The organism is Paraliobacillus zengyii (assembly GCF_003268595.1).
GTDB classification, from domain to species: domain Bacteria; phylum Bacillota; class Bacilli; order Bacillales; family Amphibacillaceae; genus Paraliobacillus_A; species Paraliobacillus_A zengyii.
This window is the reverse complement of the sequence record NZ_CP029797.1, coordinates 3,213,689-3,226,250: the sequence shown is the minus strand read 5'-3', so window position 1 is coordinate 3,226,250 and position 12,562 is coordinate 3,213,689. Positions and strand designations below refer to the sequence as shown.

Below are 12,562 nucleotides of genomic sequence, written 5' to 3'. Positions count from 1 at the left end.
AGTTTTATAACTCTATTTAGAGGAGGTGAATAATACATGAAGAAAATTTTCTCATCAATGTTATTGGCTGTTATTTTATTAGTAGGTAGCCAAGTTACTCTGGTAGAGACGGATATAATATCTACCGGCGAAGAAGAAGTGAATATTTCTGTCAACATAATGGCTGATCCTGGACATGGCGATGTTGGTTAATGTTTTTAGAGGCTGGGACATAATTAGCCAAAATAACGAAAAAGATTCCGATCATCTTAGGAAGATGGTCGGAATCTTTTTTTGTTGGATTATTTTCAGGATTTGTTGCACCATGCGCATGCTTAGCCGTGTACTTTCTCAAGTTCACCGCCATGAATGCAAATCCTAATTCATTTTCCACTTTCTTCTTGCCTCTTACTGACATACGAGTGAAACGCAAATTAGCCTTCAAAAATCCGAAGACTGGTTCTACATCTATTTTTCGTTTGCCATAAATTTTACCGGTTTCTTTTTCTGAAAGCTGCTGTTTTGTGTATGCTTTTTGTTGTTCCCATTTTTCATTATAATAAATTTTTCGATTATTTCCTTCCTTTGCTTTTGTACAGTGGGAACGCAACGGACAATCCGAACAGTCTTCACATTCATAGACTTTAAAGGATCGGGTGAAGTTATCTTTACCTGTTCGATTAGATAGATACTGGAAAGCCACTTTTTTATCATTTGGACAACGGAAAGAATCACTCGCTTCATCATACGCCCAGTTCATTGTGTTAAAAGGGTCTTGCTTATATTTCTTTGTCTTCTCTTTTCGATACATATTGTAGGTAATCAGCGGGATGCGCTCCCGATTAATGCGGACATCTTCATAATTCTGTTCACTTCCATACCCTGCATCAGCTACGATATATGTGGGAAGTTCAAAGAAGCTTTCCTCGATTTTATCTAGAAAAGGAGTGAATGTGCGTACATCAGTTGGATTGGGAAATACGTCATATGCGAGTGTATATTGTCCTTCGGTCGCAATTTGTACATTGTAACCTGCTTTTAATTGGCCATTCTTCATATAATCGTCTTTCATGCGCATAAAGGTGGCATCATGGTCTGTCTTTGAATAACTATTGCGCGCTTCAAATATAAGCCTATCCTTTTCGTATTTTTGTTTGCGTGCTACGTAATCTTTAAACTGTTTGCGGTATTTTTTTGGTGTTTTCCTTGCAGAGCGAAGCTGCTTCCGTTTGCTGACATCTTTACTTTCTTCGATCTGTTTGTCGTATCCTTCAACGGTCTTCTCTAGTTTCTCAACTACTTTTTCGAGTTCTTTAGTGGATAGTTCTTCCGTACTTTCGCGTTCTATTTCTGGAATAATTTCGTTTGCCAATAATTCATCGTACAGTTGATTTGATTTCTCCACCAAATTCGCACTGTATTTTTCAATCGCTTTTCGCCAAACAAACGTAAATTTATTGGCATTTGCTTCTATTTTGGTGCCATCAATAAAGATCGCTTCCTGGTCAATCAGCTCTTCTTTCACCAGTTGGCATCGAAATTGTACAAAACATTGGCGTAACAGTTCTTGTACTTCTTCATTGACTCGAAAACGATTAATCGTTCGATAGCTTGGCTCATAACCTTGCGCTAACCACATCATACGTACACTATCTTTCAGTAATGATTCAATTTTTCTTCCAGAGAAAACAGATTGCGTGTAAGCACATAAAATAACCTTCATCATCATGCGTGGATGATAAGCAGGACAACCTGTTTCATGTAAGAAAACAGAAAATGCTTTATCAGGTATTTGTTCTACTAAGTCATGGATTGTATAGGCAATATCATTTTTTTGTAATTTCATTTCAAAATCTAACGGCAGAATTACTTGATTCATGTTATAATCTTTAAACATAAGGATACCTCCGATTGTTATTGTGTGGTACTTTAATTTTATCAGAAGGTATCCTTTTTTACTTACTAAAATTTTCGATTTTATAAAAAAGTTGCATCTTCCAACTACCGTTGGAAGATGCAACTTTTTATTGTTTATCTGGGTTTTGTCCCAGCCTCTTTTTTTATGCGATCCTTTTAATAACAATGGTTGTCCACTTGTTGTCTTGTCAAATTTTAATCATAATCAAAAAGTTTAGCTAATAAACTGATACAAACCAAGCAAGTCTAAGGTGATCATGTAGCGCTAACCAAAACACCTACTTTTGAGAAATGTAAAAGAAATAGTAAACAAGACATCAACTATCACCTTGTCTCATTCACACCTTGGACAGACAACACGAGGAGGCTAGTGATGTGCATGATTACATCAAAGAAAGAACGGTTCGTATTGGAAACCACATTGTAGAGACTAGAAAGACGGTGCGTGTTATTGCAAAAGAATTTGGTGTTTCAAAAAGTACAGTCCATAAAGATTTAACAGAACGATTACCAGAGATAAATCCTGAATTAGCAAATGAAGTTAAGAATATTCTTGATCACCATAAAGCAATCAGACACCTTCGTGGTGGTGAAGCGACCAAGATGAAGTATCAAGTTACACCACCTACACCATCGGAGCCTACAATGAAATCAGTACAATAACCACACGATCCTCCCAATCCTTAGTTTAAATAATCTATTTTATAAAGTCGACATACCGTATGATCATACTAAATTCGTACAAACTACTAAAAAAATATTGAATTATAACCAAATATACAAAAAAATCCAACATCATCTAAAAAATGATTAACTAAACCAGTCTATCTATGCTATTATATATAATTAGAAGTAGTATATAATCATACGGACAAAAATGTAACACTATTAGCAGGGAGGATCTAAGAATGTTTTCTAGGGATATCGGGATTGACCTTGGAACGGCAAACGTTTTAATACATGTAAAAGGAAAAGGGATTGTCCTTGATGAACCATCAGTTGTTGCGATGGATCGTACAACAGGACGTGTCTTAGAAGTTGGAGATGCTGCACGCCGAATGGTAGGTCGTACTCCTGGAAATATAGAAGCAATCAGACCCCTTAAGGATGGAGTCATTGCTGATTTTGATGTAACAGAAGCAATGTTAAAGTATTTTATAAATAAAATTAACGTGCGCGGTTTTTTATCTAAACCACGGATGTTAATTTGTTGTCCTACTAATATTACGAAAGTAGAACAAAAGGCAATTAAAGAAGCGGCTGAAAAATCTGGTGGCAAACGCGTGTACCTAGAAGAAGAGCCTAAAGTTGCTGCTATTGGCGCAGGGATGGATATTTTTCAACCGAGCGGTAATATGGTAGTAGACATTGGTGGGGGAACAACAGATGTTGCTGTTCTTTCAATGGGGGATATTGTAACCTCGCAGTCAATTAAAATGGCTGGTGATAAGTTTGATCGGGAAATTTTAAATTATGTAAAACGTAAATATAAATTATTAATAGGTGAGCGTACATCTGAAGATATTAAAATGAATGTAGCAACTGTTTTTAAAGGGGCTCGTGATGAGTCAATGGATATTCGTGGTCGTGACATGGTTAGTGGCTTACCACGTACAATCAGTATAAATTCTGTCGAGGTAGAAGAAGCATTACACGAATCTGTATCATTAATTGTGCAATCATGTAAAACGGTATTAGAACAAACACCACCTGAATTGTCTGCAGATATTATTGATCGAGGGATCATTCTAACCGGTGGGGGTGCACTATTACACGGTATTGATCAATTGCTAGCAGAAGAATTAAAAGTGCCAGTTATCTTAGCAGAAGAGCCGATGAATTGTGTTGCAAAAGGAACGGGCATTATGCTTGAGAACATTGATAAAATTGAGAAGCGAAAAATAGTTTAAGTTATTTTCATTGCGAAAATTGTAAAAAACTAGATACCAGTACATATTGGTAGTATTTACTGTCTAGTTAGACAGATTACTTTCACTAAAATAGCGCACAAATTGTCGATTTTATGCTAAAATAGGTTTAACATAATGGATCGTTTATTTCTGTAGTGGATAGAAAATGATTCAAACGAAGAAAGGGGGAATCGTACTTTGTTAAGAGGTTATTATACTGCGGCAAGTGGCATGATGGCACAGCAACGCAGACAAGATACATTAGCTAATAACATTGCAAATGCACAAACACCAGGTTACAAGCAGGATCAAGCAACGATTAGAGCTTTCCCTGAACTATTAATTCAACGCATGGAGTCAGGTTCAACTAAAACTTCTAGTGGCCAATTAAATTTCCCAATGCAAAATACAATTGGATCAATTAATACGGGTGCTTATGTACAGGAAACAATTCCTGATTTCACAGAGGGAAGTTTAAAAGAAACAGGAACAGCAACTGATATGGCACTGATTAATGGTGTTTTACCTGATGAAGAAGGTGGTCTCTTTTTCACTGTCCAGAATGGGGATGGAGAAGAGCGCTATACACGAAATGGTAATTTCACTGTCGATGGTGAAGGATTTTTAACTACAAATCAAGGCTATTATGTACTCGATAATGCTGGAAACCCGATTGAAACCGATGGTGAAACCTTCACTGTATCAGAAGATGGTGTGCTACAAATTGGTGAGCAGGCGGTTCCTCTAGCTATTGGTTATAGTCCTAATGTGAATGATATGGTAAAAGATGATGAAGATCTTTTTGCATTAGGAGAAGATGGTGTTGCAATCGAGAATGCTCGAGATAACGCTAATGTAACATTTTCTATTCAACAGAAATACTTAGAAAACTCGAACGTTGATGCTGTGCAAGCAATGACAGATATGATGCAAGCTTATCGTTCATTTGAAACGAATCAAAAAGTATTACAAGCATATGATCAAAGTATGGATAAAGCAGTAAATCAAATTGCTCGATTAACATAAAACAAAGCTAATGTTAGCATGTTCGTGGCAAAGGGGGAACCAAGGTGAATCGTATGTCTGTGCAAGCGGCCGTAACAATGGGACAGCTTCAAAGTAAGTTAGATCTTGTTGGGCATAATATTGCGAATGTAGATACAACTGGATATAAAAATCGCTCAGCTGAATTTTCATCTTTATTATTTCAGCAAGTCGATAACTTGAATGATGAAGAAGCGAATGCAGAAGGACGTTTAACGCCAGATGGTATTCGATTAGGTTCAGGTGCAAAACTTGGATCTACGAATGTGAATTTAGCATTAGGTTCGATAAAACAAACGGATCGTGGACTGGATATTGCCTTGTTACAAGATAATCAACTATTACAGGTTGCTGTAACAGAAAATGGTGCTACGGAAACACGTTATACACGGGATGGTACGTTATATCTTAATCCAACAGAAGACGGTCAATTAGCGCTCACAACATCAGATGGTAATTCCGTTATAGGTGAGAATGGCCCAATAGTAATCGCTGATGGCGCAGAAGATGTTTCCATTTCTGAAAACGGAGCTATTCAAGTAACTCGAAATGGTGTCGTACAAAATGAAGCACAACTGGCGATTGTGGAGGCAATTAGACCACAATTTTTAGAGTCAGTAGGTAATAACCTATTTCGTTTGCCTGACATAACTGATGAAGCATATGTTGCAGATGACATCATTCAGGGTGTTGCGTTTAATGATATTGAATTGCAAAGTGGGGCGTTAGAAAGTTCAAACGTGGATTTAGCAACACAAATGACTGAAATGATGCAAACCCAACGCGCTTATCAATTCAACTCTAGAACAATTTCAATGAGTGATCAAATGAGTGGACTAATTAATCAAATACGTTAAAACAGACTAAAGATTGAAGGAGTCACCAAGCATGCAGCCTGAATCAAAAGAAGTAACTCAAGAAGAAAAAAAAGATAACAGTAGAAATGAAAAGCGTAAGCAGCGACGAGCTGAAAAAAAGCAAAATAAAAAACCAATTCGTCGCATCTTTCCTATTTGGCTTCGTATTATCGTTGTCTTTCTACTTTCTTTTTTGGCGCTTATTATTGGTTTAATTGTTGGTTTTAGTGTACTTGGGGACGGTAATGCACTGGAAGTTTTAGAATTCGAAACATGGCAGCATATTTTAGATATTGTTACTGGTGAAAGTTGATCGCGTCTCCCAAGACCGATTAGCTTTTTATTTTTATAGTGTGATTATAAAACACTATCTCAAGAAGTGTTGTTTGAGGGATTCATTAACTTTGAATTAGAATTCTGACGTTACTCGCTATGTCAGCAAATACTTTCCCTTTCCACGGGCACGGCCTCAGCTAACTTAGTAAAGCAAAGAACGCTTTACTAAGTGGATCTTCGGCTCGTGCTGTTCCCGTAGGAGTGTCAAGCATTTGCTTCCTCCGCTAGTTAGTGGATCTATTGCTTGTGTAAAACAGAAACAATAAGAAGGATTTTCAAGATACTAGTAACTGTTATGTTTATTTGTAGTTCATAAGATACTTACAGACTAGACCAGCGAAGCAAGGAACTGGGTGAGACTCCAGTGGGAACAGCACGGGCTGAAGATCCACTCGGAAAGCGAATTATGCTTATCCGAGTTAGCTGAAGCCGTGCCCACGGAAAGCGAGCCCAGTTTACTTGCGGAGCGGGTAAGGAAGTTTCATTACAATCAACGTAATTCCAAGCTATTACGTCATTAAAATTTTTCGAAAAAAATAAACTATTAAAAATATAGGAGATGAAAATATATGTTAGATATACAACAGATTAAAGAAACGATTCCACATCGCTATCCATTTTTACTAATAGATGAAGTGATTGAAATGGAAGATGGCAAGCGCGTGGTTGCTAAAAAAAATGTAACAATCAATGAACCATTCTTTCAAGGACATTTTCCGGATTATCCTGTAATGCCAGGCGTTTTAATTATAGAAGCATTAGCGCAAACCGGTGCAGTTGCTTTACTTAAAAAGGAAGAAAACAAAGGTAAAATTGGCTTTCTTGCAGGAATTGATAAGTGTCGTTTCAAACGCCAAGTTAAACCAGGAGATCAATTAAGACTAGAAGTAGAAATCACACGATTAAAAGGGTCGATTGGTAAAGGTAAAGCAATCGCAACTGTCGACGGTGTAGTTGCATGTGAAGCTGAAATAATGTTTGCCATTCAGTAATTTCTCACCTCCTGAAAAAAATATTTTTAGATAGTAGGAATTTTTCTGTGAATATGGGAAAACTACACGAGAAAATAATTTTGTTAAGGAGGGAATGATATATGATGAAAAAACACGCAATGAAATTCTTAATCCCAATGTTTGCTTTTACAATGTTGGTAGGGTGTGCGCAAGATGAAGAAGATGACGTGGAAGCACCAGTTGACGAAATGGAAGAGGAAATGGAAGATACAGGTGAAGAAGTAGAAGAAGAAATGGACGATACGGGCACTGAAATGGAAGAAGATCAAGGTACAGAAGAGAATCAAGATGAAACTGGAACTGACACTGAAACAGACACAGGTACCGAAACAGAAGAAGGCGAAGCTGAAATCGATCAAGACACTGATGAAGCAGACGATACTGGCAATGAAGATACAATGGAAAACGAAGAAGAATAGAAGCAACATGAGCAAAAGGAACTTGGATGTAATTCCGGGTTCCTTTTTGCAATAATAGAAAGAAGTTCTATTAATTGCATCGTGTTTTACTTTCATGATATAGTATAATTCTGATTGACTGACTGGTCATTCATAAAAGAAACTTTTCCTAACCTTATTCGTAAATAAAAATAGAACCAGGTGAAAATAGTGAATGAAAAGAAAAAACGAATTATCGAAGAAAGTATGAAGTTATTTGCTGAAAGCGGTTTTCATGCAACTTCAATTCAAGAAATAGCTAAGAAAAGTGAGGTGTCAAAAGGGGCTTTTTATTTATACTTTCATTCAAAAGAAGAACTGACAATTGCCATATTTGAATACTACACTTCCATGGTAATGGATAAAGTAGCAAAAATCCAACAGCAAGACAAAGATGGTAAAACAAAACTTGTTGAGCAATTAAAAATGTTTTTTGACCTAATTTCAAATCATAAAGAATATGTCATTATGCAATTTCGGGACAATTTACAAGTAGGTAATAAAATTGACCAATTAGTTATTAAACTGAATAAGCAAGGTTTTGAGTGGATTCAAAAAAGTGTGAAGGAGATTTATGGTAAAGAAACAGATAAGTATATTGTAGATATATCGATTCAATTAGATGGAATGTTACAAGGCTATTTTAAGTCGATTGTCCTGCATAACTTACAACTTGATACGGGTAACCTTGCGCAATTCGTTGTTGACCGCTTAGATGATATAATTAATGGCCTAATTAATTCAAATGCGAAACCACAAATTACACTAGATCAACTTTCCTATGATTTTATTAAAGGAAATCAATCAACTAACGAAAGTGTGCCATTACTTATGGACCAATTAAGTCGACTAATTAACGATTCTAGTCTAGAAGTTGTTCAGAAAACACAGTTACGAGAAGCTGTGGTTATGATAAATGATGAATTAGAAAAGGATAACAAAAATGAACTCATCTTAAAAGGTATGCTGACACAACTTTGTGCAATACCATCGTTACAACAAATAAGTGAAAAAATCGCTGTTGCATTAAATATATCCGTACCAACAATAGATATAAAAAAGAATGAGGGGGACCAGTAAATGAAAAAGATTTGGATGCCGCTACTTGCATTACTATTCGTATTAGTTGCTTGTACAGAGGAAGACGCAGAGACAGAAGAAACAGAAGAAAGTGTAACAACAGTTGAGGTTGGTGAAGTCTCAAAGGGCAATTTAACAATTGATAAGAATTTTTATGGCCGCTCTACACCGGTAGAAACAACGCCAATAATGGCACCAATGGCTGGTGAAGTAGACAGTCTAGAAGTTTCAAATGGTGATCAAGTCGAAGAAGATGATGTTTTGATGACAATCATTGCAGCTGAAACGGGACAGTCATTCGAAATTGTCGCTCAAAATGATGGAGAAGTGACAAGTCTTACAGCAACAGAAGGTTCAATGGTTTCAAATACAGATCCAGTCGCAGTAATTGCAGATTTAGATCAACTGACCATTCAAGTTGATGTTACTGGAACAAATTTAGAATTATTTGAAATGGATGAAGAAGTTGAAATAAGATTTGCTGATGAAGAAGAATCATCTACTGCCACAATTGACTATATCCCATCGTTACTTAACGAATCAGGTTTATTCCCTGTTGAATTAGTAGTTGATAACGAAGAAAATCAATGGAAAGCAGGTATGGTAGCAGTTGTTTCGTTAACGGAAGAAAGAATTGAGGACACGCTTTTAATTCCAACTGCATCACTAATTGAAGAGGGTGACGAGTCATTTGTCTATCTTGTAGATGGCGATACAGTAAGTAAAACATTAGTTACAGTTATAAAATCACAAACTGATGTGACTGCAATTGAAGCGGAACTGGAAGAAGGAAATGAAATCGTAACTAGCGGTCAATTAACCCTTTCAGATGGTAGTAAAATACAAGTAGCAAACGGGGGAAGTGAATCGTGAAGTTAGTAGATCAATCCGTCAAAAGACCAGTCGGTGTAGTGATGATTGTTCTTGCGATTATCGCACTAGGCATTATTTCGGTACGTAATCTAGCAATCGATTTGCTTCCGGAAATTGACTTACCTATAGCGGTAGTAGCAGTGAATTATCCAGATGCTGCACCAGAAGAAGTGGAAAAACAAGTTAGTCAACCAATAGAATCTGCATTAGGTTCCATTCAGGGGATTCAATCTATTCAAACACAATCACAAACAGGTTCATCGCTTGTGGTTATGATGTTTGATACGGGAACAGATTTGGATAATGCACTCTTAGAAGTAAGAGAAAGCGTTGATCAAGTGAAAGGTCTTCTTCCTGAAAGTGCAGGAGAGCCGAGTGTACTGCGCTTTAATCCAAACCAATTACCAATTATCCAAGTAGGTATATCTGGTGATAGTCTTGCGCAATTACAAGCTATTGCAGAAGATCAAGTTGTACCACAGTTTGAACGCCAAGGTGGCGTAGCTTCTGTATCAGTTGAGGGAGGTCAAGATCGGGAAATAAGACTTGAACTTGATCAATCTAAATTAACAGAGTATGGCCTGTCACCACAACAGATTATGCAAACATTGAGTCAAGTGAATCAATCTGGCTCTGCAGGTACTGTAGCAAAAGGTGATAAGGATTTACAAATTCGTATTGATGGTGAATACACTTCAGTTGATGATATAAGCAATACGATATTACAAACGTCGCAAGGTGCAACGATCCATGTAGAAGATGTTGCAACGGTTATCGATACATTTGCTGATTCAGGTACGACGTTAGTAAATGGAGAAGAATCTGTTGTCTTATCCGTTATGAAACAATCAGACGGTAATACCGTCGACGTGTCCAATAATATTTTAGCTAGTATAGATGAACTAAATGAAACACTTTCAGGTGATGTAGAACTCGATGTTGTTTTAGATACATCTACATTTATTAAACAATCTATTTCATCCGTTATTCAAAATATGGTTATAGGTGGCGTTTTCGCTTTACTTATCTTATTGCTTTTCTTGAAAAGTTTTAGGGCAACGCTTGTTGTTGGTGTTTCGATTCCGATCGCAATTGTCGCAACATTTACCTTATTATATTTTACAGGTGGAACGTTAAATGTACTTACAATGGGTGGTTTAGCACTCGGACTTGGTATGATGGTCGATAGTTCGATTGTTATACTCGAAAATATTATCTCCTATAGGCAAAAAGGATATAGTATGGTCGAATCAGCGAAAAAGGGTGCCTCAGAACTTGCGCCAGCTGTTATCGCTTCAACGACAACAACGTTAGTAGTATTCTTACCAATTGTATTCGTTGAAGGAATTGCTTCTGAATTATTTGCGCCACTTGCAATGACGGTTGCCTTTTCTTTAATCGCATCATTAGTTGTTTCGATTACTTTAATTCCAATGCTTTCATCTAAGCTATTAACCAAAGCAATGGAGGATAATGGTCGCCGTTATTGGTTTGATCAATTATTGAATCGATTTAACAATGGTTATGAACGTGCATTACGTAAAGTAATGAAATTCAGAAAAACCACAGTCTTCACAAGCTTGTTCTTAATTATCGCAAGTTTAGCTTTAACACCTTTTATTGGAACAGAGTTTATTCCAGAAGGTGATCAAGGACAATTAAGTGTTACTGTTGAAACACCAGTAGGAACAACAGAGGAAAAAACAAAAGAAGTTACTGATCAGGTTAATGAAAGATTAGCGGATTTCCAAGATGTCATCGATGTTAGTTATGTATCGATTGGTGGATCTGGTAATGGAATGATGGGTGGAAGCGCTAATCAAGCGTCATATACGATTCAACTAGTAGGTGCAGATGACCGTGATCAATCAACAGGAGAAGTCTCAGAAGCCATTAGTAATAATCTAGAGGGTATTGTTGGTGCCGATATTACGGTAAGTGAAGTAGGCGCAGCAATCAGTACAGGTGATCCGATTCAGGTTCAATTGAACGGTCCAGAACATGAGGTTTTACAAGAATTGGCTGACCAAGTATTAATAGAGATTTCTACTATCGATGGTGTGCATAATCCGACTACTTCCGTATCTGAAACACAACCACAGTTGAATATCACTGTAGATAACGAAGTTGCAGCGCAATATGGATTGACCGAACAAGAAGTGATGACGCAAGTACAGTTAAGCTTCACTGGTCAAACGGTTATGCAATATCGAGAAGATGGCGATGAAATGGATGTGCGAATTACGTATCCAGAAGAATCGCAAGACTCGATTAGTGATCTTGAAACATTGTTAATTTTAAATCAAGAAGGATCACAAATTCCTTTAGAAACAATTGCAGAATTTGAACAAACACAAGCAGCGGCAACATTAACAAGACAGAACCAACAGGCACAAGTTAATATAACAACTGGTGTCTCAGGCAGTGACTTAGGTACCGTCTCTGCGGCAATTGAAACAAAACTAAGTAATATGGATTTGCCTGAAGACTATTCGTATACAATCGGTGGGCAAGCAGAGGATATGGTAGAAGCATTCTCTGACCTGGCTTTAGCGCTTGTATTATCTATTTTCTTAGTCTATGCAGTAATGGCAATTCAATTTGAGAATTTCTTATTCCCATTTGTCATTATGTTCTCTATGCCAGCAACAGTAGTAGGTGTAATAGGTGGATTGTTTATAACCAATACGCCGCTAAGTATTACAGCCTTCATTGGGGTGATTATGCTCGCCGGTATTGTCGTTAACAATGCGATTGTACTTGTTGATTATATCAACATCCTACGCGCACGAGGTATGGGAAGATTTGAAGCGATTATTGAAGCGGGTGTCAGCAGGATGCGTCCAATCCTTATGACAACTCTAACGACAATCTTAGCGATGATTCCATTAGCCATGGGGTTAGGCGAAGGTGCAGAAATGCAAGCACCAATGGCAATTACCGTTATCTTCGGTCTAACCGTATCAAGTATCTTTACCTTATTATTAATTCCTGTTATTTACACATTCTTTGATGATCTAACGGAAAAGATGAAAGGGAAGTCAAAAAAGAAGAAAGTACAAAGTGAAGAGTTATAAAGAAATAAAAGATGAGCAGCTTTCTAATTAAAGAAGGCT

At 37.0% G+C, this 12,562-nt stretch carries 12 protein-coding genes; 11 read left to right on the top strand and 1 reads right to left on the bottom strand.

Annotation, left to right across the window (positions count from 1 at the left end; all coding sequences use genetic code 11):
• Positions 1 to 36 precede the first annotated feature (36 nt).
• The gene (locus DM447_RS18400; RefSeq protein WP_157967401.1) at positions 37 to 192 is read left to right on the top strand and encodes a hypothetical protein; all 156 of its coding nucleotides are present in this window, start codon (positions 37 to 39) and stop codon (positions 190 to 192) included.
• Here DM447_RS18400 and DM447_RS15970 read toward each other — a convergent pair.
• Complete coding sequence (locus DM447_RS15970; RefSeq protein WP_112182183.1) at positions 152 to 1,876, bottom strand: IS1182 family transposase; 1,725 nt, start codon at positions 1,874 to 1,876, stop codon at positions 152 to 154. The two genes, DM447_RS18400 and DM447_RS15970, sit on opposite strands and share 41 nt — an antisense overlap.
• A gap of 395 nt (positions 1,877 to 2,271) precedes the next feature.
• Here DM447_RS15970 and spoIIID point away from each other — a divergent pair, with 395 nt between their 5' ends.
• From spoIIID to DM447_RS15920, 10 genes are all read left to right on the top strand, one after another.
• On the top strand, positions 2,272 to 2,559 hold the full coding sequence (spoIIID, locus tag DM447_RS15965; RefSeq protein ID WP_112182182.1) for a sporulation transcriptional regulator SpoIIID: 288 nt from the start codon (positions 2,272 to 2,274) through the stop codon (positions 2,557 to 2,559).
• Between the two features lie 245 nt (positions 2,560 to 2,804).
• Positions 2,805 to 3,806: a rod shape-determining protein gene (mreB, locus tag DM447_RS15960; protein ID WP_112182181.1), complete on the top strand. Its 1,002-nt coding sequence runs from the start codon at positions 2,805 to 2,807 to the stop codon at positions 3,804 to 3,806.
• Positions 3,807 to 4,004: 198 nt separating this feature from the next.
• Positions 4,005 to 4,832, top strand: a complete 828-nt coding sequence (locus DM447_RS15955) for a flagellar hook-basal body protein (RefSeq protein ID WP_112182180.1) — start codon at positions 4,005 to 4,007, stop codon at positions 4,830 to 4,832.
• Positions 4,833 to 4,876: 44 nt separating this feature from the next.
• Complete coding sequence (locus DM447_RS15950; protein ID WP_112182179.1) at positions 4,877 to 5,707, top strand: flagellar hook-basal body protein; 831 nt, start codon at positions 4,877 to 4,879, stop codon at positions 5,705 to 5,707.
• Positions 5,708 to 5,738: 31 nt separating this feature from the next.
• On the top strand, positions 5,739 to 6,020 hold the full coding sequence (locus DM447_RS15945; protein ID WP_112182178.1) for a DNA-directed RNA polymerase subunit beta: 282 nt from the start codon (positions 5,739 to 5,741) through the stop codon (positions 6,018 to 6,020).
• A gap of 592 nt (positions 6,021 to 6,612) precedes the next feature.
• Positions 6,613 to 7,035 carry a 3-hydroxyacyl-ACP dehydratase FabZ gene (fabZ, locus tag DM447_RS15940; RefSeq protein WP_112182177.1) on the top strand — a complete coding sequence of 141 codons (423 nt, stop codon included), beginning with the start codon at positions 6,613 to 6,615 and terminating at the stop codon, positions 7,033 to 7,035.
• Positions 7,036 to 7,136: 101 nt separating this feature from the next.
• Positions 7,137 to 7,475: a hypothetical protein gene (locus DM447_RS15935; protein ID WP_112182176.1), complete on the top strand. Its 339-nt coding sequence runs from the start codon at positions 7,137 to 7,139 to the stop codon at positions 7,473 to 7,475.
• A gap of 189 nt (positions 7,476 to 7,664) precedes the next feature.
• Positions 7,665 to 8,573 (top strand): TetR/AcrR family transcriptional regulator, encoded by a 909-nt coding sequence (locus DM447_RS15930; RefSeq protein ID WP_112182175.1) that lies wholly within the window; start codon positions 7,665 to 7,667, stop codon positions 8,571 to 8,573.
• Positions 8,574 to 9,446, top strand: a complete 873-nt coding sequence (locus DM447_RS15925) for an efflux RND transporter periplasmic adaptor subunit (RefSeq protein ID WP_112182174.1) — start codon at positions 8,574 to 8,576, stop codon at positions 9,444 to 9,446. It abuts the gene before it with no gap.
• Positions 9,443 to 12,523: an efflux RND transporter permease subunit gene (locus DM447_RS15920; protein ID WP_112182173.1), complete on the top strand. Its 3,081-nt coding sequence runs from the start codon at positions 9,443 to 9,445 to the stop codon at positions 12,521 to 12,523. The genes DM447_RS15925 and DM447_RS15920 overlap by 4 nt, the downstream gene beginning before the upstream one ends.
• The last annotated feature ends 39 nt before the right edge of the window (positions 12,524 to 12,562 follow it).

What these genes read in the sequence shown, in the direction of transcription:
- DM447_RS15945 (WP_112182178.1), top strand. Translation starts at nt 5,739, where the DNA reads ATGCAGCCTGAATCAAAAGAAGTAACTCAAGAAGAAAAAAAAGATAAC.
- DM447_RS15935 (WP_112182176.1), top strand. Translation starts at nt 7,137, where the DNA reads ATGATGAAAAAACACGCAATGAAATTCTTAATCCCAATGTTTGCTTTT.
- fabZ (WP_112182177.1), top strand. Translation starts at nt 6,613, where the DNA reads ATGTTAGATATACAACAGATTAAAGAAACGATTCCACATCGCTATCCA.
- DM447_RS15925 (WP_112182174.1), top strand. Translation starts at nt 8,574, where the DNA reads ATGAAAAAGATTTGGATGCCGCTACTTGCATTACTATTCGTATTAGTT.
- DM447_RS18400 (WP_157967401.1), top strand. Translation starts at nt 37, where the DNA reads ATGAAGAAAATTTTCTCATCAATGTTATTGGCTGTTATTTTATTAGTA.
- mreB (WP_112182181.1), top strand. Translation starts at nt 2,805, where the DNA reads ATGTTTTCTAGGGATATCGGGATTGACCTTGGAACGGCAAACGTTTTA.
- DM447_RS15970 (WP_112182183.1), bottom strand. Translation starts at nt 1,876, where the DNA reads ATGTTTAAAGATTATAACATGAATCAAGTAATTCTGCCGTTAGATTTT.